The organism is Burkholderia sp. Bp9143 (genome assembly GCF_003853645.1).
Taxonomy (GTDB): Bacteria; Pseudomonadota; Gammaproteobacteria; order Burkholderiales; family Burkholderiaceae; genus Burkholderia.
In genome coordinates this window covers 42,831-64,906 of sequence record NZ_QTPO01000007.1, presented here as the reverse complement: position 1 = coordinate 64,906, position 22,076 = coordinate 42,831, and the positions used below count along the sequence as shown (strand labels likewise).

Below are 22,076 nucleotides of genomic sequence, written 5' to 3'. Positions count from 1 at the left end.
CGTGGATGCGGCACTCCGCGACCGCGCGATCACGCGGCCGGGATGCCTTGTTCGTTCGATGGATCGCGGCGGCGCTACGCGCTCGCCACTTCGTTCGGCGAAGGCGTGTCGGCCGGTACGCCCGGCGGCAGGCCATCCGCACCGTGTCCGTGCCGACCCGCGACAACGCCGGCGTCGATCAGCGCGCGGGCCTCGTCCGGCGTATAACCCAGCTCGCCGAGCAGCGCGCAGGTGTCCTGACCAAGCGCGGGCGGCGCCGAACGCAACCGCAGGCGCTCGCCCGCGAGCGTCAGCGGCAGCAGCGCGGTGCGCGTGTCGACCGGCCGGCCGGCGCTGCTCGCGTCGGCCGGCAGCGTCACGGCTTCGAGGCCGCCGGTCGCGAGCAGATGCGGATCGTCGAACAGGTCCTGGGGCTTCGTGATCGGCGCATACGGCAGGCCGATCGATTCGAACGTCGCGCCGATCTCCGCCGCCGAATGCGCGGCGAGCCGCGCACGCAGTTCGGGCAGCAGCCACTCGCGGGCCTGCACGCGCAAGTTGTTGGTCGCAAGGCGCGCATCGTCCTTCAGCGCGTCCAGGCCGAAGGCGTCGCAAAACAGCGCCCATTGCGTGTCCGACACGACCGCGAGAAAGATCTGCTCGCCGTCCTTCACCGAAAACACGTCGTAGACGGCCCATGCGGAAATGCGGCTCGGCATCGGCGACGCGGCCTGCCCCGTCACCGCGAACTGCATCATGTGCTGCGCGACGAGGAACACGTTGTTCTCGAACAGCGAGCTCTGCACCTGCTGGCCGCGCCCGGTGCGTTCGCGCTGCGCGAGCGCGGCCATCGCGCCGATCGCGCCGAACATCCCGCCCATGATGTCGTTCACGCTCGAGCCCGCACGCAACGGCCGGCCCTCGGGGCCCGTCATGTACGCGAGGCCGCCCATCATCTGCACCACTTCGTCGAGCGCGGTGCGATGTTCGTACGGCCCCGGCAGGAAGCCCTTGTGCGACACGTACACCAGGCGCGGATTCAGCGAGGACAGCGCCGGATAACCGAGGCCGAGCCGGTCCATCGTGCCGCTCTTGAAGTTCTCGCTGAAGACGTCCGCCGTCGCGACGAGCCGCCGCACGATCTCGAGTCCGCGCGGATCCTTCACGTCGACCGCGAGGCTCTTCTTGTTGCGGTTGAACATCCCGAAGAAGCCCGCGCCGGAACCGCGCAGCGCACGCGTGCTGTCGCCCGCGATCGGTTCTATCTTGATGACTTCCGCACCGAGATCCGCGAGCAGCATCCCGCAGGTCGGGCCCATCACCATGTGCGTCATCTCGATCACGCGCACGCCGTCGTACGGCAGCGCCGAAGCCGGTTGGCGATCGTTCATTGCGCGACTCCCGTCAGGCATCCTTCCGGTTGGGGCGCGGTCGGCACCCGGCCGTCCGCATACCGGAACCCCTTCGGCAGCCCCGCGTCCGGCACGTGGCCGTACAACGCCTCGGCCGGCAACGCCGCGTGCAGGATCGCGCGCGCGGCGAGCAGCGCGTCGGCGTCGACGCCCGTGTCGTACCCCATCGACTCCAGCAGGAACACGAGATCCTCGGTGACGATGTTGCCGGTCGCGCCCGGTGCATACGGGCAGCCGCCAAGACCGCCCTGGCTCGCGTCGATCGTCGTCACGCCGGCGTCGAGCGCCGCGACGACGTTGGCGAGCCCCTGCCCGCGCGTGTTGTGGAAGTGCGCGCCGCCGGCCTTGTCGCCGACTTCGCGCCGCAGGCGCATGAACAGCCGGCGCACCTGCGCCGGGTTCGCGTAGCCGCTCGTGTCGGAGAGCCCGATCTCGTCGACACCGCATTCGGCCATCGCGACCGCCATCGCGATCGTCTCGTCGTCGGAGACCGCGCCGGCGATCGTGCAACCGAACGCGACCGACACGCCCGCCTCGATCTGCACCGCCGGAAACCGCGCATCGCGCAGCGCGACGACCGCGCGCACCTCGTCGATCATCTGCGCCGGCGTCTTGCGGATGTTCGCCAGCGAGTGCGCTTCTGTCACCGATACCGGCAACGTCAGCTTGTGGACGCCCGCCTCGAACGCGCTTTCGGCACCACGCAGGTTCGGCGCGAGCGCGGCGACGTGCAGCCCGGGAATCGCCAGCGCATGCGCGACGACTGCCTGCACGTCGGCCATCTGCGGCAACAGCCGTGCGGGCACGAACGACCCGACCTCGATCTCGCGCAGGCCGGCCGCGGCAAGCGCGGTGATCCAGCGCAACTTGTCGGCCGTCCGCATAACGGCCTTGATGCTCTGCAGCCCGTCGCGCGGCCCGACCTCGCTGACCAGCACCTTCGGATATTCGGAAACGCTCATTCGATACCTCAAAAGTTCTATCTGAAAGAACATCGTTCTGTTTGACGGAACTTTAGAGGTGTGCCGAATCGGCTGTAAGCGGGGTATACCCGTGAAATTGCGATTTTTTGGAACTTGAGTTCTATCAGACAGAACGCTATAGTCGATCGACCGTCAGCCAAGGAACCGCAAGCCGTGCCCCCGACCCCGACTCCCGCAGATCACACCGACGAAGCGCCCGATTCGTCGGCCGAAACCTCCAGCGGCGTCGCCGTCCTCGATCGCGCGTTCGCGATCCTCCACGCTTTCGGGCAAACCGACGACCGGCTGTCGCTCGCGGAGCTGTCGCGCCGCACCGGCCTGTACAAGAGCACGATCCTGCGCCTACTCGCCGCGCTCGAGCACGGCGGCTTCATGCGCAAGCTCGACGATGGCCAGTACGCGGTCGGACACGAGCCGTTGCGGCTCGCCGCGCTGTATCAGCGCTCGTTCCGGGTCGGCCCGGTCGTCGAACCGTTGCTCGAGACGCTGAGCCGCGAACTCGGCGAAACGGCATCGTTCTACGTGCGCCATGGCGACATGCGCTCGGTGCTCTACCGCGTCGAACCCGCGCGCACGGTGCGTGTGTCGATCCGGGTCGGCGAGGAGTTTCCGGTTCGCCAGGGGGCGTCCGGGAAAGTGCTGCTCGCGTTCACCGATCCGCACGATGCACGGTGGGACGACGTGCGCGAACAGTTGTGGGCCGCGTCGTACGGCGAGCGCGACCCGGAGACGGCGTCGGCATCCGTGCCGGTGTTCGGCGCGGCCGGCGACTGCGTCGGCGCGCTGACGGTGTCGGGCCCGATATCGCGGCTTGCCGCCGCGCCGGCCATGGCCGCGGCGCTCGCGATGCTGTTGCCGCTCGCGCAGAAGGCGACCGTCGCGCTCGGTGGCGCAGGCGCGCGCTACGACGCGCAGGCCGTGCGCGACAGCCTCGCGCGGTTCGCGGCGGCGCCGGACGACACCGCGCAGCCTTAGCCGGCCACGCGCGTCCGGCGCTGCGACAGCGCAAAAGGCGGCCGCATGCGACACTGGCCGTCGACGCATGCAGCGCGCCGCCCGCCGGCGCGGCACATGCCACTGCCGTCCGGACACGCACAAGGGAACCCCACGATGAACGCCCCGCGCACCGCCACCTGGTATTTCGATTTCGTTTCGCCGTTCGCGTACCTGCAGCAGGAACGGTTCGACCAATTGCCGCCCGCCGCCGCCTACGAGCCGAAACCGATCGTGCTCGGTGCGCTGCTCACCCACTGGGGCCAGAAAGCGCCGGCCGAGATCGCGGCAAAGCGCATCTTTACCTATCGCCACGCGCAATACCGGGCCGACAAGCTCGGCATTCCATTCCGGATGCCGCCCGCGCATCCGTTCAACCCGATCCGGCCGCTGCGTCTCGCGATCGCGATGGGCAACACGCCCGATGCGATCCGGCGGATCTTCCGGCACATCTGGCGCGACGGCCAGGACGTATCGACGCCAGAGGGCTTCGCCGCGCTGTGCGAGGCGGTCGGCTTTCCCGAAGGCGTGACGGCCGTCGACGCGCAACCGGTGAAGGATGCCTTGCGCGCGAACACCGACGACGCGATCGCGCACGGCGTGTTCGGCGTGCCGACCTTCGAACTCGACGGCGACCTGTTCTGGGGCGAGGATGCGACCGACATGTTCGTCGACTGCGCGACGTCCCGCGCGTGGCTCGACTCGCCCGAAGTGCGCCGCATCAGCGCGCTGCCCGAAGGCATCCGGCGCGGCTGACGGCGCGCGCGACGGCGCCTACGTGTCGCGCCCCTCGACGAGCGGCGGCACGGCCTCGCGCATCATCGCGACGAAGCGCACGAGCCGCGACGGATAGAACTGCGCGTGCGGGTAGGTCAGGTAGACCGGCAACGGCGCGGCTTGCCAGTCGGGCGCGAGATGCACGAGTTCGCCACGCGCGAGATGATCCGCCAGCATCCACGACGAACCAACGCACGCGCCGACGCCGAGCAGCGCCGCGCTGCGCAGCGCGTAGAGATTCGCGGTCGTGATGCGCGGACGAATCGCGATGCGCCGCGTGTCGCCCGTGACGACGTGCGTCAGCGTCAGCTCGGTCCGGTAGTACGTGCGCAGCGCAAGCCACGGCAACGCGGCGAGCGCGTCGGGATCGGCGGGCACGTCGGCGCCGTTCAGCACGGACGGCGCAGCCACCACGAAGCGCGGCACCTTGGTCAACCGGATCGCGACGACGGACGGATCGGTCGGCTCGCCGACCTGGATCGCGCAGTCGATTCCGCTGCCGACGAAATCGCGCACTTCGTCCTGCAGCAACCATTCCACCGATACGCGCGGATAGTCGCGCAGGAACTGCGCAAGCGGCGCGACGAAGCGCTCCTGCCCGAACGCATGCGGGACCGCGACGCGCAACAGGCCGTCGGGCTCCTCCTGCGCGCCGCGCAGGTCGGCCTCGAACGCCGCCCAGTTCGCCAGCAACTCCTTCGCGCGCGTGAAGCAGCGCTCGCCGTCGACGGTCAGCCGCATCGCATGCGTCGTCCGCTGCAGCAGCCGCATCCCGAGCGAGCGTTCGAGCGTCTGCAGCCGCCGGCTGATGGTCGGCTGCGTCGTATGCAGTTGCGCGGCGGCGGCCGACAGGCTGCCGGCCTCGACTATGCGTACGAAGGTTTCCATCAACTCGAAACGGTAGCCGGCACCATCGACAGGCACCGTCTGAACGCGTGGAGAGCCGCCAGCAGCGGGCGAAGTGGAGATTTCATCGGTCATTCGCCAAGCGTATAACAAATCTGCACCGGGCGGCACTACCACGGCCGGCCGCCGGTCGGCACACTCGCGTCCATCCAATACCCGAACAAGGATGCACGCGATGTCCACCCCGACCCGTCTCGACGCCGCGCCCCGCGCGGCCCATGCACCGGCCCACGCGGCTGCCTCCTCGATGCCCGATCGCCGGCTCGTGCTGCTGCTCGCCGCGGCGGCCGGTCTCGGCGTCGCGCCGCTCTACTATGCGCAGCCGATGCTCGCCGCGCTCGGCCCCGATCTCGGCGCGTCGGCGCGCGCGATCGGCTTCGTGCCGACGCTCACGCAGCTCGGCTATGCGCTCGGCATCCTGCTGCTCGCGCCGCTCGGCGACCGCTTCGACCGGCGCCGCGTGATCGTGACGAAAGCCGCCGCACTGGTGGCCGCGCTGCTGCTCGCGGCGGTCGCGCCGTCGCTCGGGCTGCTGCTGGCCGCGAGCTTCGCGATCGGCCTGACCGCGACCATGGCGCAGGACGTCGTGCCCGCCGCCGCAACACTCGCGCACGACACGCATCGCGGCCGCATTGTCGGCACGGTGATGACGGGGCTGCTGCTCGGCATCCTGCTGTCGCGCGTCGTCGCCGGCTTCGTGGCGGAAACGGCCGGCTGGCGCGCGATGTTCGCGCTCGCGGCCGCCAGCGTCGCCGCGATCGGCGTCGTGGCCGCACGCGGGCTGCCGCGCTTCGAGCCGACCACGCAGCTGTCGTATCGCGCGCTGATCGGGTCGCTCGGCGAACTGTGGCGCCGTCATCCCGCGCTGCGCCGCGCCGCACTCGCGCAAGGGCTGCTCGCCGTCGGGTTCAGCGCATTCTGGTCGACGCTCGCGGTGATGCTGCACGGCGCGCCGTTCCACCTCGGCAGCGCGGCCGCCGGCGCATTCGGCCTCGCAGGCGCTGCCGGCGCACTGGCCGCGCCCATCGCCGGACGCATGGCCGATCACCACGGTCCCGAGCGTGTCACGCGCATCGGCATCGGGATCGCGACGGTGTCGTTCGCCGCGATGGCCGCCGCACCGCTGCTGACGCCGCATGCGCAGCTCGCGCTGCTCGCCGCCGCGACGATCGGCTTCGATCTCGGCGTGCAGGCCACGCTGATCGCGCACCAGGCGATCGTCTACCGGATCGATCCCGCGTCACGTAGCCGGCTCAACGCGGTGCTGTTCGTCGGCATGTTCATCGGGATGGCGGCCGGTGCCGCGCTCGGCAGTGCGTTGCTCGCGCAACTGGGCTGGAATGCGGTGATCGTGCTGGCGGTGACGACGTCGCTGGCGGCGCTGGCCGTGCGCATGTGGCGTCGGTAATTTTCGACATCGCGCATACGAGGCGTGCAGGCTCACAGGGCTTGCACGCCTTTTCTTTTTGTTTTCGTTCGGTGCTGCGCGGCCCGGCGCGGCGCGGCAGATCCGTGCGAGACGCGGCGCGCATTCGGTCATCCGATGCAAGGTCCGCGATGGCTCACCGAATTGCCCGGTTCAACCGATTATTTTTCGCCGGCGCGGAAGGGTCCGCATGCAACCGTCAGAGGATTCGACTCGACCGCACCGCGCGGCCCTCTCCAATCCGGCCCCATCGGAACATCGCGTTTTCTCAGGGGATTCCCGGTATTTTTTCCCATTTTCTTCGAAATTACCGGTGACATACTTGCCCCCCATTGCGCTCCGGTGCGAGCGCGCTTCCTGATCCTTGCCGGCCGCATGTCATGTGCTGCGTGTCCGCCGGGGTCCCAGAACATGAACAATTTCGACACCACGATCCAGATCTTCCTCACCCACATCACGTTCGGACCGCTAATGAACCACGCGATCCGCGTGATCGCCGGCCTCTATACGTTCAAGGGCTTCATCCTCATCCCCGTGCTGTGCTGGCTGTGGTTCCAGCCGGGACCGGAACGCGAACGGCAACGCGAGCTGATCATCGCGACGGTCACGAGCGGGCTCGTCGCGCTCGCGTTCGGCCGGTTGCTCGCGAAAGTCCTGCCGTTCCGCGTGCGGCCGATCTACAACCCCGACCTGCACCTGCACTTCCCGTCCGAGGAACTGCGGGCGGCCACGCTGCAGGCCTGGAGTTCGTTTCCGAGCGATCACGCGATGCTGTGGATGGCGATCGCGACGGGCATCTTCATCATCGCGCGCCGTGCCGGCGTGCTCGCGCTGCTGTATGCGGTCGTGTTCATCTGCGTGCCGCGCGCGTATCTCGGCTATCACTACCCGACCGATCTGATCGCCGGTGCCGCTATCGGCATCGCGATCGCGTGGCTGCTGACGCGCGATGCGATTCGATCGCGCTTCGCGCCGCAGGTGCTGGAGGCGATTCGGCGCTTCCCCGCGCCAGCCTATACGCTCGCGTTCCTGCTGTGCTTCGAGCTGATCACGCAGTTCGACGAACTGCTGACGCTCGCGCGGTCGGTCAAGCATACGACGATGTAACGGGACGGCGCCGTGATGCATCCGCTGCTGTCACCACGACGTCCAGGCACGCGCTGCCGGCCCTGCGCGGCGGCCTCGCGCCCTGCGCGCGCCGCCGTCCAGGTCGTCGCCGTTGCGGCAACCGCGGCCGCGCACGTCAGTCGCGATCGGGCGCGCCGAGCGGGAAGAACGAACGATACGGCCGCGCTTCATCGACCGCACGCGCAAACGACGGCCGCGCAAGCAGCCGCTTGCGATACGCGATCACGTTCGCGAACGACGGATCGATCCGGTGCGTCCAGTCCGCGTAGAACAGGAACGGCGCCGCGCCGCAGTCGGCGAGGCTGAAGCGGTCGCCGGCCGCCCACTCGCGATCGGCCATCTTCTGGTCCAGCCACGCGTATGACGTTTCGAGCATCGCGCGCGCATCGGCGACGCCGCGCGCATCGCGCTCGTGCGCCGGCCGCAGCGCATCGAACACGACCTTCTGCTGCGGCGTCGATACATAGTTGTCGAAGAAACGATCCATCATCCGCACCTCCAGCGCCGCGCGCGGGTCGTCGGGCACCAGCCGCACGGGGCCCGGGTGATAGAGGCCGAGGTACTCGACGATGATCGTCGCCTCGATCACGGTGCGGCCCGCGTCGACGAGCACCGGGAAGCGCTTCATCGGCCACAGCGCGGCCAATTCCTGCATCGGCTTCGGATCGTCGTGCGCGAGCACGCGATAGTCGAACGGCGTGCCGTTCTCGTACAGCGCGGTCAGCACCTTCTGGCAGTAGGACGAAAAGGGATGGGCGTATAGCGTCGGCGTCATCGCGGGGTCTCTCGGGGTTTCGGCGCCGCATCATGCAGCGCCACGTGATCGGATGCCTTGACGACGAACGGCATCGGGCCGATTCGACATCCGTCCGATAAATTTTTTGCGCGCGAACGCGCCGCTACGATCGGCCGTCCATCACGACGCGGCCTTCGCCCCGCCAGCGCAGCATCCCGCCCCCGAGGTTCGCGACTGCGTCGAAACCGGCCTTCTTCAGGATCACGGTCGCCTGCGCGGAGCGGCCGCCCGCGCGGCACACGGTCACGATCGGCCGGTCGCGCGCGAGCTCGCCGGTGCGCGCGGCCAGTTCGCCGAGCGGAATCGGCGTCGCGCCGGGCAGGTGGCCGAGGGGGCCAGTGAATTCGTCCGGCTCGCGCACGTCGACCACCTGCACCGCCGGCAGGTGATCCTCGAGCCACTGCGGATCGATTTCCCAGAATCCGGCGAACGTATAGACGAGCGGCGCCCAGTCGGGCACCGCCTGCACGTCGGGCGCGTTCGCGGCGACGCCGCACTGCAGGTTCGCGGGCACCGCGACGTCGATCTGGCGCGGATGCGCGAGCCCGAGGTTGCGCATGTAGCCCGCGAAATCGTCTTCGCTGAGATCGCCGCCGAGGCGCGGATTGAAACGCCGTTCCTCGCCGACGCTCGTCACCGTCAGCCCGCGATAGTCGTGCGCGGGATACAGCAGGCACGCGGCCGGCAGCGTGAAGAGCCGGCCGTGGACCGCGCGATACAGCGCCCGCGGGTCGCCCTGCTGGAAATCGGTGCGGCCGGTGCCGCGAATCAGCAGGCAGTCGCCGGTGAACGCCATCGATTCGTCGTCGAGCACGAGGCTGATGCAGCCGTTCGTATGCCCCGGCGTCGCGCGCACGGTCAGGTAACGGCTGCCGAATGCGCAGCGATCGCCGTCGTTCAGGTAGCGGTCGGCGCCCTGCGCGCCGCTCGCGGCCGAAATCGCGATCGTGCTGCCGGTGCGCTGCTTCAGCAGCCACGCGCCCGTCACGTGATCGGCGTGCACGTGCGTATCGATCGTCGCGACGAGGCGCAGCCCGAGTTCGTCGAGCAGCGCCGCGTCACGGCGCACCTGCTCGAACACCGGGTCGATCAGCAGCGCTTCGCGCGATCCGCGGTCGCCGAGCAGATACGTGTAGGTCGACGATTGCGGGTCGAAAAGTTGCCGGAAGATCATGGCGAAGTCGCTCCGTCGCGTATTCATGCCTACTGTTGTTCGGATTGTTCGGCCCGCACGTCGCCGGCGCACCGGCGTGCGGGCCACCCCGTTGCGTACGGGCCGAGCCGTCAGTGCGGCTGCGGCACGAACCGCAGGTACGGCTTCAGCGTCCGGAAGCCCTGCGGATATTTTTGCTTCGCAGCATCGTCCGACACCGAGGTCGGAATAATGACATCGTCGCCGGGCCTCCAGTTGACCGGCGTCGCCACCGTATGCCGCGCGTTGAGTTGCAGCGCGTCGAGCAGGCGCAGCACCTCGTCGAAGTTGCGGCCGGCGCTCATCGGATAGACGAGCATCGCCTTGACCTTCTTGTCCGGCCCTATGACGAACACCGAGCGCACGGTCGCGTTGTCGACCGCGGTGCGCGGGCCGCCGCTCGCGCTCGGATGGATCATGTCGTAGAGCTTCGCGACCTTCAGGTCGTCGTCGCCGATCAGCGGATAGTTGACCGCATGGCCCTGCGTTTCCGCGATGTCCGCCACCCACTTCCGGTGGTCGCTGACAGGATCGATCGACAGCCCGATGATCTTCGTGTCGCGCTTGTCGAATTCCGGCTTGAGCCCGGCCATGTAGCCGAGTTCGGTCGTGCATACCGGCGTGAAATCCTTCGGATGGGAAAACAGGATCGCCCAGTGATCGCCGATCCATTCATGAAAACGGATCGTGCCCTCGGTGGTCTCCGCGGTGAAATCGGGCGCGTCCTCGCCTATTCGAATCGACATGTTCGTCCTCCGTCAAATGGGAATCGTCATGACGCCCGCGCCGCGGCATCCGCGCGGCACACGATCGTCCGCGCGCGGCAAGCCGGCCTGGCACCGGTCGGGCGCCGCGCGTTTCTATAGGGTAGGTCAAAATGCGCGCGCCGCCGGTGGACGGCGGGACGATTGGCCGCGTCGGGCCGGCGGCGCGTGCTGCCTTACACTACGGCCTCTCGTCTTACGTTCACAGGAATTGCGTCGACATGTCGATGACGATCGATCCGAAGCAGGCCGCCGCGCTGCTGGCCGTCGCCGACACCGGCAGCTTCGAGCAGGCCGCCGTGCGCCTGCACGTGACCGCGTCCGCCGTCACGCAGCGGGTCCGCGCGCTGGAGGCGAGCCTCGGCACACCGCTCGTGCTGCGCACGCGGCCGTGCCGGCCGACGGTGGCCGGACAGCGCGTGCTGCAGCACCTGCGCCGCGTCGCGCTGCTGCAGGCCGACCTGCAAAGCACGCTCGCAACCGAGCGCGAATCGCCGATCTCGGTCACGATCGCGCTGAACTCCGACAGCCTCGGCACCTGGTTCCTGCCCGCGCTGACGTCGGTGCTCGCGGGCGAGCGCATCCTGTTCGAACTGATCGTCGAGGACCAGGACCACACGTTCGCGCTGCTCGAAAGCGGGATGGCCGTCGGTTGCGTGACGACCGAGCCGAAACCGATGCGCGGCTGCGTCGCGACGCCGCTCGGCACGATGCGCTACCGGCTGCTCGCCGCCGCCGCGTTCGCGGTGCGCTGGTTTCCGCGCGGCCTGAACCGCACGAGCGCGCGCCATGCGCCCGTCGTCGCGTATTCGCGGCGCGACACGCTGCAGTCCACGTTCCTGAAGGAGAAGTTCGGATTGCCCGAAGGTGCGTATCCGTGCCACTACGTGCCGGGCACGCACGCGCATTTCGCGGCGGTGCGGCACGGGCTCGGCTACGCGATGGTGCCGGAGCCGCTGATCGGCGGCGCGCCGCTCGACGCGCAGGGGCTCGTCGATCTCGCGCCCATGCATCCGACCGACATCGCGCTGTACTGGCACGCGTGGACCGTGCAGTCGCCGACGATGGCGTCGCTGTCCGCACGGGTGGTCGAAGCGGCGCGCCGGTTGCTCGCGCCGCTGCCGTGACGGGCGGGCGGTCGACATCGCCGGCGCGGCACGTGGTGCGGTGCGCATGGCGGCGAGAAACCCCGCCGCGCCGCCTATACTTTTTTCATCGGCCTCGCGAACGCGCCGCGCGGCCGATCATGCAAATCCCGCCGTTTCCTTTCCCGTGAGGAGAACATCATGTCCCGCCGCTATATCGATTGCCGCGAGTTCCCCAGCGCGATGAATTGCTCGGTCGCGATTTCCGCCGACTCCGACAACGAACTGCTGGAAGCCGCCGTACAACATGCGGTCTCGGTACACCAGCACACCGACAGCGCCGAACTGCGCACGCAACTGAAATCCCTATTCCGCGACGGCACGCCGCCGGTCGACACGCCCCGGCAGGCGTAATCCGCCGGCACGCCGGATATCGACCGACGGGTTGCAGCGTCGCCCCAATCGCCTTCCCGCTTCCGGCTTCGCGCCACGACGCGCCGGCGCCCCCGCCGGCCGGCGCATTCCGCCTTACGCGCGCCGTTGCGCGAAATACGCGCCGACCGCGTCGATGAAGGTATCGATGTCCGCACGCGACACGTCGCAGTGCGTGACGAAACGCGACGCATACAGCATCTGCGTGAGGATCCCGCGCTCCTTGAGCCACGCCTCGAGCGGCGCGCAATCGGCTTCGGGGAATTGCGCGAACACCATGTTCGTCGCGTGCGACAGCACCTTCACCGGCTCGATGCGTGCGAGGCCTGCCGCGAGATGCGCGGCGTTCGCGTGATCGTCGGCCAGCCGTTCGACGTTGTGATCGAGCGCATACAGGCAGGCCGCCGCGAGGATGCCCGACTGCCGCATCCCGCCGCCCAGCACCTTGCGCCAGCGCTGCGCGCGCTCGACCAGCGCGCGATGGCCGACCAGCACCGAGCCGACCGGCGCGCCGAGCCCTTTCGAGAAACAGATCGACGCGGTATCGAACGGCGCGCACAGTTCCGCGATCGGACGGCCCGACGCGACGGCCGCATTGCATACGCGCGCGCCGTCGAGGTGCGCGGCGAGCCCGCGGCTGCGCGCGAGCGCGACGGCTTCCTGCACATAGCCGTCCGGCAATACCTGGCCGCCGATCGTGTTTTCGAGCGCGAGCAGCCGCGTGCGGGCGAAGTGGTTGTCGATCGGCTTGATCGCCGCGGCGATCTTCGCGAGCGGCAGCGTGCCGTCGGGCGCGTTCTCGATCGGCTGCGGCTGGATGCTGCCGAGCACGGCCGCGCCGCCGCCTTCGTACTTGTAGGTGTGCGCGAGCTGGCCGACGATGTATTCGTCGCCGCGTTCGCAATGGGCCATCAGCGCGGCCAGGTTGCTCTGCGTGCCGCTCGGGAAGAACAGACCGGCTTCCTTGCCGGCCCGCTCGGCCGCGACCGCCTGCAAGCGCAGTACGGTCGGGTCGTCGCCCCATACGTCGTCGCCGACTTCGGCGGCAGTCATCGCGGCCAGCATCGCCTGGCTCGGACGTGTCACGGTATCGCTGCGTAAATCGATCATCTTCGTGCCCTGAGTGAACGCGGACCGGAACCGATGCGCCCGGCCCTGCCGAAACGAGACTCAGAGTGTACGCAATTCGCGCAGCGATTGCCGATGCATCGCGCCGCACAAGGGAGCGGCGATCGATCGTGCTCGACGGACGCACGGTCCCGCCGCGACCGGCACGCAGCGACGCGCCCCGCGCCGGCACGGCCGGCTTCGGGGCGGCATCGTCAATAACGCGGCGGCGGCGGCTGGACGCCGGGCGGCGGCATCGGCGGTGCCGCACGCTGCGCGCCTCCGCCATATCCGCCGCTCATCCCGCCCGGCACCGGCACGCGGTTGCCGGTTGCGTACATGCACTGCAGGTACGCGTAGTCGTAGCGGCGCTGGACGTCGTAGGCCGAGCCCTGCGCGGCTCCCGCGCCCACGACGCTGCCCGCGAGCAGCCCGGCACCCGCGCCGACGGCCGCGCCGGAGCCGCCGTTGAACGCGGCACCCGCGGCCGCGCCGAGCGCGGTGCCGACGGCCGCGCTGCCGACCGCGCTCGCGGTCGACGCCTGCCCGGCGCTCACACCGCCCGATTGCTGGAATGCGTACTGGCGGCAGTTCGCGTCGTCGACGCGGAACTGGTCGAACGATTTGCCGGTACCCGGCAGCGCCATCACGCTGGGCCCGGTCGGCACGTACGCGCACGCGCCGAGCAGGCCGGCCAGCGCCAGCACGGCCGGCACGCGCAGCGGTCGAATCATGGGGTTCATCGTCGGGCCTCCCTCATTGCGGCCGCGCCGGCACCGATCGCCAGCCCGACTTGCAGGTCTTCACATACGGGTAGTAATGCTTCGACGCGTCGCAGTAGTACCAGACGTCCGCACCGCCACCTTGCTGCGGCTGTTCCTTCTCGACGTATTCCGGCAGCGGGCCGGGCTCGACGGGCACCACGACGACGGGCGGCGGGTAGTAGTACGGCGCCGGAACGACGGGGTAGTAATACGGGTAACCGGCGCCGACATACACGCCGACCCGAGCGGCATGCGCCACGCCGCCCGTCGCGACGGCCACCGCGGCGGCCGCGCCCAGCGCGAGCTTCAATCCGTTCACGTCACGTTCTCCGGCAGGACGGTTCGTCGATACGAACCCGACATATCGAACGCTACGCCGTGCGCGATTCGCCAGCCATAACAGGCGCGGGCGCCAATGTTGCGCGACGTTACCAATGTGACAGACCCCGTCAGCCAGGGCCCGCCAGCGGGACCGCACGCGTTACGCGCCAACGCGCCGAAACGGATCGGTTGCGTGCGGCGGCGCCACGCGGCACGCGGGTTTGCAACGAGCCGTTCCGATGACGCGACGCGCCATATTGACGCACGTGCGGCAGACCGCCACGTCACGATCGCGCACGTGACGATCGGTGTTGTTGATTCGAATCAACGATTTATCCCGAAATCGCGCGCGCCGGGCTGGACATCTGCGACGAGTTGGCGCATTTCGCGGCGCAACATCGCGGCACATACTCCAGCCAACCCCGATGCCCCGTCGGCCGGGGGCCGCCGGCACCCGCCGGCGGGTATCGTCAGCCTCGGTCATCTGGTATGGACACCGCACTTTCGGCCCTCGATCTGGCCCGCCTGCAATTCGCGTTCACCGTCTCCTTTCACATCGTCTTCCCGGCGCTGAGCATCGGCCTCGCCAGCTTCATCGCCGTGCTCGAATATCGCTGGCTGAAGACCGGCAAGCAGTACTACAAAACGCTGTGCCTGTTCTGGTCGAAGATCTTCGCGGTCGCATTCGGCATGGGCGTGGTCTCCGGCGTCGTCATGAGCTATCAGTTCGGCACCAACTGGTCGGGCTTCTCGAGCTTCGCCGGCGCCGTCACCGGCCCGCTGCTGATGTACGAGGTGATGACCGCGTTCTTCCTCGAAGCCGGCTTCCTCGGGATCATGCTGTTCGGCTGGAATCGCGTGAGCCCGCGCGCGCACTTCGGCGCGACGCTGATGGTCGCGATCGGCACGCTGATCTCGACGTTCTGGATCCTCGCGTCGAACAGCTGGATGCAGACGCCGCAGGGCTTCGAGATCGTCGACGGCCGCGTCGTGCCGACCGACTGGTTCGCGATCATCTTCAACCCGTCGTTCCCGTACCGCCTGTTCCACATGGCGATCGCCGCGTTCATCGTCGCCGCGCTGGTCGTCGCCGCGACGGGCGCCTGGCACCTGCTGAAGGGCCGCCGCGACAAGGGTGTGAAGAAGATGTTCTCGATGGCGCTGTGGCTGCTGCTGGTGCTCGCGCCGCTGCAGGCCGTGATCGGCGACCAGCACGGCATCAACACGCTGAAGCACCAGCCCGCGAAGATCGCCGCGATCGAAGGGCTGTGGGAAACCGAGAAGGGCGGCACGCCACTCAACCTGTTCGGCATTCCGGACATGAAGGCCGAGACGACCCGCTACGCGGTGAAGGTGCCGCACCTCGGCAGCCTGATCCTCACGCACAGCTGGGACGGCGAGATCCGCGGGCTGAAGGACTTCCCGCCTGAAGACCGCCCGAATTCGACGGTCGTGTTCTGGAGCTTCCGGATCATGGTCGGCCTGGGCTTCGCGATGATTGGTCTCGCCGCGCTCGCCTGGCTGCTGCGCCGCCGCGGCAGCCTGTATGAATCGAAGTGGTTCCAGCGCTTCGCGCTCGTGATGGGCCCGACCGGTTTCGTTTCGCTGCTCGCGGGCTGGGTGACGACCGAGGCAGGCCGCCAGCCGTGGGTCGTGTATGGCGTGATGCGCACCGCGCAGGGCGTGTCGCCGCTGTCGGTGCAGCAGGTCAGCCTGTCGATGATGACGTTCGTGATCGTGTACTTCCTCGTGTTCGGCACCGGCGTGTACTACATGCTGAAGCTGATGAAGGCCGGCCCCGCGCTGCCCGACGTCAAGCACGACGACACCCCCGACACGCGCCCCGATCACACCGCGCGCCGCCCGATGTCGGCCGTCGACGAGCTGATCGAGACCGTCTGAGCCCACCCATTTCGCAAACGAGAAAACCTATGGACGTCACCGTAATCTGGGCCGCGATCATCGCGTTGGGGCTCTTCATGTACGTCGTGCTCGACGGCTTCGACCTCGGCATCGGCATCGTCTTCCCGTTCTTCCCGGACGAGAAGGAACGCGACCTGATGATGAACACCGTCGCGCCCGTGTGGGACGGCAACGAGACGTGGCTCGTGCTCGGCGGCGCCGGGCTGTTCGCGGTGTTCCCGATCGTCTATTCCACGGTGCTGTCGGCGCTGTACCTGCCGCTGATCTTCATGCTCGTGTGCTTGATCTTCCGCGGCGTGTCGTTCGAGATTCGCGCGAAGGCGCGGCGCACAAAGCAGCTGTGGGATCTCGCGTTCATCGGCGGCTCGGCCGGCGCGACGCTGTTCCAGGGGATCGCGCTCGGCGCGTTCCTGCAGGGCATCAACGTGAAGGACGGCGTGTTCGCCGGCGACGCATTCGACTGGCTCACGCCGTTCAGCCTGCTGACGGGCCTCGGCCTGATCGTCACGTACGCGCTGCTCGGCTGCTGCTGGCTCGTCGCGAAGACGGAAGGCGACCTGCAGCGGCGCCTCCATCGCGTCGTGTGGCCGCTGACCGTCGTGCTGCTCAGCTTCATCGCGGTCGTCAGCCTGTGGACGCCGCTGCAGGATCCGGCTATCGCACAGCGCTGGTTCGATTCGGGGTTGTTCTGGCGCCTGCTGCCGGTGCCGTTCCTGGTCGCCGGGTGCGCGGTGTGGATGCGTCGCGCGGTGCGCGACCGGCACGACATGACGCCGTTCGTGCTCGCGCTGGCACTCGTGCTGCTCGGCTACGTCGGCCTGCTCGTCACGATGTTCCCGTATGCGATTCCTCAGACGATGACGATCTGGGAAGCGGCGGCGCCGCGGTCGAGCCAGACCTTCACGCTGGTCGGCGCAGCGGTTATCCTGCCGATCATCATCGCCTACACGACGATGGGTTACTGGGTATTCCGAGGCAAGGTGCGCCATGAAGACCAGCATTACTACCACCACTGAAACCCCTGATTCCGCCGCTCGCCGACCCGGCGCGCCGCGGCCGCGGATGCGCGGCTGGATGTGGTTCGTCGTCCTGTGGGCGGGCGGCGTGCTCGGCGCCGTCACGCTCGGCTATGCGTTCAAGATCTTCATGAACCTGACGCTGTTTGCGGTGAAGTAAGGCGAGCGGCCGCTTCGATCGAACGATGATCGCAGCGGCCGTCTTCATATCGTCGGCCGCGCTTGCCGACTCGTCCGATTTCGCCGGTTCCGCTCGTGACGCGGCGCCGCGCCCCTCCCCCGCCTACCGCCGCTCGCGCAGCGCCGCCTCGATCTTGCGATCGGTCTTGTACTGGCTCAGCGCATACACCGACCAGATCGCGGCCGGCAGCCAGCCGATGATCGTGAGTTGCAGGATCAGGCAGATGATCCCGGCGATCGGGCGGCCGATCGTGAAGAACTGGAACCACGGCAACAGCAGGGCAAGCAAAAGGCGCATCGTGAATCCTCTGGAGGCGTCGTTGAACGTTCATGCGCAGCCAATATGGCGGGTCGTGCGCCCCATTTCAAGCCCGGACCCGCCACTCGCGTGCCGACGCAGCCGGCGATCGGCGCGCGCGGGACGCCACCTACGCCGCATCGGCCAGCCACTGCGCGACACGCGCGACCAGCCGATCCGTTGCGTCGAAGCACTCGACCCCCGCCACCTGCGGCGCGTCGCAAATCGTGAACACCGGCTTGCCCCACTGCAGCCCGAGCGCGATCTCGGACAGCGTGCCGAGCCCGCCGCCCACCGCGACCAGGCACAGCGACGCGCGCGCGATCAGCGCGTTGCGTGTAATGCCGAGCCCGGTCGGCAGCGCGACCGTCAGATACGGGTTCGCCTCCCGCGCATCCTCCTCGGGCAGCAGCCCGATCGCGCACCCGCCGGCCGCCTGCGCGCCGCGCGCGGCCGCCTCCATCACGCCCTGCTTGCCGCCGCCGACGATTGCGATGCCCGCCGCCGCCAGCGCATGCGCGATCCGCCCGGCGATCCGCATTTGCTCGTCGGTCGCATCGCGCGGACCGATCACGCCGGCCGGCATGCAATGCCGCCGCGTGCCGCGCTGCCGCTGCGCGAGATGCGTGAGCGCGGTGCGCGCCGCTTCCGACCACTCAATGACGTCGTTGCCGAACAAGGCCTTCCCCCAATGCAAGAACGCAGGTACAGATCGCCGTCAGCACGATCGACAGCACGGCCGCCTGCGAGAAATCGGTTTGCCCGTCCGACAGCTTCAGGTACATCAGCAGCGGCAGGATGTTGATCTGCGTGCCGGCCAGCGCGAGCGCCGTGCCGTACGTGCCGAGCGCGATCGCGGTCACGAGACACCATGCGGACGCGACCGACGGCCACAGCTCGCGCCACGCGACGTCGAGCCACGCGCGCCACGGCCGCGCGCCGAGCGTCAGCGCCGCCTCGAGCGGACGCCGGTCGAGATTCGCGAACGCCGGGTAGATCATCAGCGCGACGCGCGGGATCAGGTAATACGCATACGCGACCGCGAGCCCCGGCATCGTGTAGATCGCGCCGCCGATCACGTTCGGATCGGCGCCCAACGCCGCCAGCAGCGTGGTGACGAAACCCGCGCGGCCGAACGCGAGGATGAAGCCGTACGCGATCACGAGCCCGGAAAACGCGAGCGGCACGCCGAGCAGCGCGAGCGACCAGTGGCGACGGGCCGGCGACTGCGCCGCCAGCGCAAAGGCGACCGGCACGCCGACGCCCACCGACAGCGTGCCGGCACCGATCGCCAGCGCGAGCGAGCGCACGATGGCGTCGGCCACGAGCGGATCGCGCAGCACCGCGACGAACGCGCGGCTGCCGTCCGTGAACGCCGAGCCGACGAGCGCGGCGAGCGGCAGCACGAAGCACACCGCCAGCAAGATCGCCGCCGGAACCGCGCCGAAGCGGCGCAGCGCGCCGCGTTCGGCCAGGGAGGTTTGCATCGCGCGCTCCTTACTGGCCGAGCGTCGCCTGCGACCAGAGCTGGTCGATCTCGGCCTTGCGCGCCGCCGCCTTCGCGACGTCGAGCGGGCGCACCTGCGGCGCGTTCGGCAGCTTCGCCGCGACCTCCGGCGCAACCGGCGTGCCGGGCACTGCCGGGCGCACATAGCCTTGTGCGAACAGCGCCTGGCCGACGTCGCTCATCACGAGGTTGAGCCAGAGCTGCGCGGCGGACGGGTTCGGGCCGTTCTTCACGAGGCTCATCGCATACGGCGCCGACACGCTGCCGTCCTGCGGAATCACGACGTCGGCCGCATCGCCCATGCCGTCCGCGTACTTCGCCTTGAGGCCGTCGTTCTCGTAGCCGATCAGGATCGGGATCTCGCCCTTCACGAACTTCGCATACGGTGTCGTGCCCTCGACGCGCAGCACGTTGCCCGCGCGCTTCAGCTTGCCGAAGAATTCGGCGCCCGGCTTCGGATTCTCGACACTGCCGCCGTTCGCATACGCCGCCGCGAACACCGCGACCTGACCCTGCCCGGTCGAACGCGGATCGAGATAGACCACCGCGTTGCGATACTCGGGCTTCAGCAGATCGGACCAGCGCTGCGGCACGTTCTTGACGAGCTTCTTGTTGACGAGGAACGCGATGTTCAGCGAATGCACGGCGAACCAGCGACCGTCGGTCGCGCGGAACACACTCGGCAACTTGTCGAAGTTGACTGGCTTGAACGGCGCGACGACGTCCTTGCTCTCGGCATCCAGCGCCGACGCGGCGAAGTAGTACGCGGTATCGGCCTGCGGACGACGGCGCGACTTGTCGAGCGCGACGACGGTCGCCGCCGAGCCGATGTCGTTGTACGTGATCTCGACCTTCGGGTAGCGCTTGCGGAATTCGGCGAACAGCGCCTTCCAGTTCGCCCATTCGGGGCCGGTATCGAACGACACGACGAGACCTTCGTCGGCGGCCTTCGCATACAGCGCGTCTTCACCCGGATACAGCGGCGCGGCATGCGCCGCCGCGCAGGAGAGCGCCGCGAGCGCGCACAGCGCCAGCACGCGTGCACGCACGGCCTTCACTAGAGAGGAGCCTGCAATCATCGGAAATCTCCGTTGTACGAAAAAAGTCATTGCGCGTCCGGCGACGCCGGCAGCACGATCAGATGTCGCGGCTCGATCGCGATGCTGCGCGCGGCGGGCTCGCGCCCTTCGCACAACAGCGCGTCGGTCGAACCGGCGGGAATGAAGTCGTAGCGCTGCGTCGCGCCGAAATAACGCACGTCGCCGAGACGGCCGTCGATCCGGTTCGGGCTGTGATCCGGCGGATCGGCCTGCACGTGTTCGGGCCGCACCAGCACCTCGACCGGCGTACCAGGCCGGTGCTCGCCCGTCTGCGCATGCAGCGTCGCGAAGCGCACGTCGACCGTGCCGTGCGCGAGCACGCGCCCGCGCAGCAGTGTCGAGTGCCCGACGAAGCGTGCGACCTGCGCGCTTGCCGGACGCTCGTACAGGTCGCGCGGCGTGCCGGCCTGGAGCACGCGGCCGCCGTCGACGATCGCGACGCGGTCGGCCATGCTCAGCGCCTCGTCCTGGTCGTGCGTGACGAACAGCGTCGTCGCGCCGCACGCGCGCTGCAGCGCGCGAATCTCGTCCCGCAGTTGATGACGGATGCCGGCATCGAGCGCCGCCAGCGGCTCGTCGAGCAACAGCAGCTTCGGCTCGATCACGAGCGCGCGCGCCAGCGCGACGCGCTGCTGCTGTCCGCCCGACAGCATCGCGACGCCGCGCGCCGCATGCGTCGCCAGGCCGACGCGCTCGAGCATCTCGAGCGCGCGCCGGCGCCGCACATCGGCCGCGACGCCGCGCATGCGCAGCCCGTACGCGACGTTGTCGACGACCGACAGGTTCGGGAACAGCGCATAGTGCTGGAACACCATCCCCACTTCGCGCCGCCACACGGGCACGCCGGCGACGTCGTCGCCGCCGATCGCGATGCGGCCGCGCCAGCCGTCGAGCAGCCCGGCCGCGAGCCGCAGCAGCGTGGATTTGCCGGAACCGCTGCGCCCCATCACCGCGAGCAGTTCGCCTTGCGCGGCAGACAGCGTGACGTCGTCGACACCATGACGCGCGCCGGGATACTGGAAGCTGACGTGTTCGAATTCGAGACTCATGACGGACTCACTTCAGGCGTTGTACGGTGCCGACCGACACGAGCGTCGCGAGCACGGCGAGCACGAGCAGCACGACGGTGGCCGCGCATGCCATCCCCGACGCGCCGTAGAACGCCTGCAGCAGCACGATCGGATAATTTCGGTAGCGAAAGCCGGCGATCAGGTTCGAGATCTGGAATTCGCCGATCGACAGCGCGGCCACCATGACAAGGCCGGAAAACAGGCTGTGCCGCAAGTTCGGCAGCACGATGGTGAGGAACTGGCGCAGCGGTGTCGCGCCGAGCGTCGCCGCACAGGCCTCGAGACGCGCCAGGCCGAGATGGCGCAGGTCGCCGAGCAGGGTCTGCAGCAGATACGGCAGCGTCAGCACCGCATGCGCCGCGATCATCAGCGGCAACGTGCCGAGCCACGGCAGCGTGTCGCCGCTGAAGATCGCGATGTAGCCGAAGCCGAGCGTCAGCGCCGGCACGGCGACCGGCATCAGCATCACGACGCGCGTGGCGAGCCCGCCGCCGGCCTGCGCGCGGTGATGTAGCGCGTAAGCGAGCGGCAGGCCGATCACGGCATTGAGCGCACAGCACGCCAGCGCGACCATGAAGCTCACGCCGAACGCACGGGTGAAGCTCCGGTTCGCGGCCAGATCGGCAAACCAGTGCCACGTGAAGCCCGAGGGCAGCAGCGTGTTGGTCCACGACTCGCCGACGGAGCCGATCAGCAGCAGCGCGATCGGCAGCAGCAGGTAGAGCCCGAACACCGCGACGAGCGCCTGCAGCAACAACCGGCCGATGCGCGGGCCCGCCGGTTTGTTACGACGAATCGGAACACCGTCGGCCAGGGCCGGGGTGATGGACGGATGCATGAACACTCTCGCTGGCAATGAGGAAGGACAGCGCGCGACGCCCGCCGGACGGGGCACGCACGTGGTGTCGAGACCGGCG

24 protein-coding genes are annotated in these 22,076 nt (G+C 68.8%); 9 read left to right on the top strand and 15 right to left on the bottom strand.

The features are described from left to right. Positions 1-74 precede the first annotated feature (74 nt). Together DIE23_RS06960 and DIE23_RS06955 are read right to left on the bottom strand one after the other, a co-directional pair. Entirely contained in the window at positions 75-1,370 is a 1,296-nt protein-coding gene (locus DIE23_RS06960) for a CaiB/BaiF CoA-transferase family protein (RefSeq protein ID WP_124611434.1), read from the bottom strand. Beyond that, the gene (locus tag DIE23_RS06955) at positions 1,367-2,353 is read right to left on the bottom strand and encodes a hydroxymethylglutaryl-CoA lyase (protein ID WP_124611433.1); all 987 of its coding nucleotides are present in this window, start codon (positions 2,351-2,353) and stop codon (positions 1,367-1,369) included. Before DIE23_RS06955 ends, DIE23_RS06960 begins: the two co-directional genes overlap by 4 nt. Positions 2,354-2,527: 174 nt before the next feature. On the opposite strand from DIE23_RS06955, the gene DIE23_RS06950 reads away from it, so the two are divergent. Then, complete coding sequence (locus DIE23_RS06950) at positions 2,528-3,349, top strand: IclR family transcriptional regulator (protein WP_124611432.1); 822 nt, start codon at positions 2,528-2,530, stop codon at positions 3,347-3,349. Between the two features lie 135 nt (positions 3,350-3,484). Continuing rightward, the gene (locus DIE23_RS06945) at positions 3,485-4,123 is read left to right on the top strand and encodes a 2-hydroxychromene-2-carboxylate isomerase (protein WP_124611431.1); all 639 of its coding nucleotides are present in this window, start codon (positions 3,485-3,487) and stop codon (positions 4,121-4,123) included. 18 nt (positions 4,124-4,141) lie between these two features. Here the strand turns inward: DIE23_RS06945 and DIE23_RS06940 are convergent, their stop codons facing one another. Further along, positions 4,142-5,125, bottom strand: a complete 984-nt coding sequence (locus tag DIE23_RS06940) for a LysR family transcriptional regulator (protein ID WP_124611430.1) — start codon at positions 5,123-5,125, stop codon at positions 4,142-4,144. 100 nt (positions 5,126-5,225) lie between these two features. Here DIE23_RS06940 and DIE23_RS06935 point away from each other — a divergent pair, with 100 nt between their 5' ends. Both DIE23_RS06935 and DIE23_RS06930 read left to right on the top strand, forming a co-directional pair. Then, positions 5,226-6,458 carry an MFS transporter gene (locus DIE23_RS06935; RefSeq protein ID WP_124611429.1) on the top strand — a complete coding sequence of 411 codons (1,233 nt, stop codon included), beginning with the start codon at positions 5,226-5,228 and terminating at the stop codon, positions 6,456-6,458. 429 nt (positions 6,459-6,887) lie between these two features. Continuing rightward, on the top strand, positions 6,888-7,583 hold the full coding sequence (locus DIE23_RS06930; protein ID WP_124611428.1) for a phosphatase PAP2 family protein: 696 nt from the start codon (positions 6,888-6,890) through the stop codon (positions 7,581-7,583). Between the two features lie 136 nt (positions 7,584-7,719). Here DIE23_RS06930 and DIE23_RS06925 read toward each other — a convergent pair whose 3' ends face one another. From DIE23_RS06925 to DIE23_RS06915, 3 genes are all read right to left on the bottom strand, one after another. Continuing rightward, positions 7,720-8,379, bottom strand: a complete 660-nt coding sequence (locus DIE23_RS06925; RefSeq protein ID WP_124611427.1) for a glutathione S-transferase family protein — start codon at positions 8,377-8,379, stop codon at positions 7,720-7,722. A gap of 124 nt (positions 8,380-8,503) precedes the next feature. Beyond that, the gene (locus tag DIE23_RS06920; RefSeq protein ID WP_124611426.1) at positions 8,504-9,574 is read right to left on the bottom strand and encodes an MBL fold metallo-hydrolase; all 1,071 of its coding nucleotides are present in this window, start codon (positions 9,572-9,574) and stop codon (positions 8,504-8,506) included. Between the two features lie 110 nt (positions 9,575-9,684). After that, on the bottom strand, positions 9,685-10,338 hold the full coding sequence (locus DIE23_RS06915; RefSeq protein ID WP_124611425.1) for a peroxiredoxin: 654 nt from the start codon (positions 10,336-10,338) through the stop codon (positions 9,685-9,687). A 239-nt stretch (positions 10,339-10,577) separates the two neighbouring features. On the opposite strand from DIE23_RS06915, the gene DIE23_RS06910 reads away from it, so the two are divergent. After that, positions 10,578-11,483, top strand: a complete 906-nt coding sequence (locus DIE23_RS06910; RefSeq protein WP_124611424.1) for an HTH-type transcriptional regulator ArgP — start codon at positions 10,578-10,580, stop codon at positions 11,481-11,483. A gap of 159 nt (positions 11,484-11,642) precedes the next feature. Then, complete coding sequence (locus DIE23_RS06905; RefSeq protein WP_057925608.1) at positions 11,643-11,855, top strand: DUF1059 domain-containing protein; 213 nt, start codon at positions 11,643-11,645, stop codon at positions 11,853-11,855. A gap of 114 nt (positions 11,856-11,969) precedes the next feature. Here the strand turns inward: DIE23_RS06905 and ltaE are convergent, their stop codons facing one another. From ltaE to DIE23_RS06890, 3 genes are all read right to left on the bottom strand, one after another. Next, the gene (gene ltaE, locus DIE23_RS06900; protein ID WP_124611423.1) at positions 11,970-12,983 is read right to left on the bottom strand and encodes a low-specificity L-threonine aldolase; all 1,014 of its coding nucleotides are present in this window, start codon (positions 12,981-12,983) and stop codon (positions 11,970-11,972) included. A 212-nt stretch (positions 12,984-13,195) separates the two neighbouring features. Next, the gene (locus tag DIE23_RS06895) at positions 13,196-13,723 is read right to left on the bottom strand and encodes a YMGG-like glycine zipper-containing protein (RefSeq protein WP_124611422.1); all 528 of its coding nucleotides are present in this window, start codon (positions 13,721-13,723) and stop codon (positions 13,196-13,198) included. 13 nt (positions 13,724-13,736) lie between these two features. Continuing rightward, positions 13,737-14,063: a hypothetical protein gene (locus tag DIE23_RS06890; protein WP_124611421.1), complete on the bottom strand. Its 327-nt coding sequence runs from the start codon at positions 14,061-14,063 to the stop codon at positions 13,737-13,739. Positions 14,064-14,554: 491 nt separating this feature from the next. Between DIE23_RS06890 and DIE23_RS06885 the strand changes: the two genes are divergently transcribed. Genes DIE23_RS06885 through DIE23_RS06875 form a run of 3 tightly spaced genes read left to right on the top strand, consistent with a single transcriptional unit; the run spans position 14,555 to position 17,164 of the window. Continuing rightward, on the top strand, positions 14,555-15,967 hold the full coding sequence (locus DIE23_RS06885) for a cytochrome ubiquinol oxidase subunit I (protein WP_124611420.1): 1,413 nt from the start codon (positions 14,555-14,557) through the stop codon (positions 15,965-15,967). 29 nt (positions 15,968-15,996) lie between these two features. After that, positions 15,997-17,004 carry a cytochrome d ubiquinol oxidase subunit II gene (gene cydB, locus DIE23_RS06880; RefSeq protein ID WP_124611419.1) on the top strand — a complete coding sequence of 336 codons (1,008 nt, stop codon included), beginning with the start codon at positions 15,997-15,999 and terminating at the stop codon, positions 17,002-17,004. Further along, positions 16,976-17,164 carry a hypothetical protein gene (locus tag DIE23_RS06875; RefSeq protein WP_124611418.1) on the top strand — a complete coding sequence of 63 codons (189 nt, stop codon included), beginning with the start codon at positions 16,976-16,978 and terminating at the stop codon, positions 17,162-17,164. Before cydB ends, DIE23_RS06875 begins: the two co-directional genes overlap by 29 nt. 123 nt (positions 17,165-17,287) lie before the next feature. Here the strand turns inward: DIE23_RS06875 and DIE23_RS06870 are convergent, their stop codons facing one another. From DIE23_RS06870 to DIE23_RS06845, 6 genes are all read right to left on the bottom strand, one after another. Continuing rightward, positions 17,288-17,482, bottom strand: coding sequence for a YqaE/Pmp3 family membrane protein (locus DIE23_RS06870; RefSeq protein WP_014900862.1), 195 nt, complete (start codon positions 17,480-17,482; stop codon positions 17,288-17,290). Positions 17,483-17,612: 130 nt separating this feature from the next. Beyond that, positions 17,613-18,068 carry a TIGR00725 family protein gene (locus DIE23_RS06865; protein WP_124611551.1) on the bottom strand — a complete coding sequence of 152 codons (456 nt, stop codon included), beginning with the start codon at positions 18,066-18,068 and terminating at the stop codon, positions 17,613-17,615. Positions 18,069-18,138: 70 nt separating this feature from the next. Further along, the gene (locus DIE23_RS06860) at positions 18,139-18,969 is read right to left on the bottom strand and encodes an ABC transporter permease (protein ID WP_124611417.1); all 831 of its coding nucleotides are present in this window, start codon (positions 18,967-18,969) and stop codon (positions 18,139-18,141) included. Positions 18,970-18,979: 10 nt separating this feature from the next. Continuing rightward, positions 18,980-20,068 carry an extracellular solute-binding protein gene (locus DIE23_RS06855; RefSeq protein WP_124611416.1) on the bottom strand — a complete coding sequence of 363 codons (1,089 nt, stop codon included), beginning with the start codon at positions 20,066-20,068 and terminating at the stop codon, positions 18,980-18,982. Positions 20,069-20,094: 26 nt separating this feature from the next. Further along, positions 20,095-21,138: an ABC transporter ATP-binding protein gene (locus tag DIE23_RS06850; protein WP_124611415.1), complete on the bottom strand. Its 1,044-nt coding sequence runs from the start codon at positions 21,136-21,138 to the stop codon at positions 20,095-20,097. Between the two features lie 7 nt (positions 21,139-21,145). Continuing rightward, complete coding sequence (locus DIE23_RS06845) at positions 21,146-21,997, bottom strand: ABC transporter permease (RefSeq protein ID WP_124611414.1); 852 nt, start codon at positions 21,995-21,997, stop codon at positions 21,146-21,148. Between the last annotated feature and the right edge of the window lie 79 nt (positions 21,998-22,076).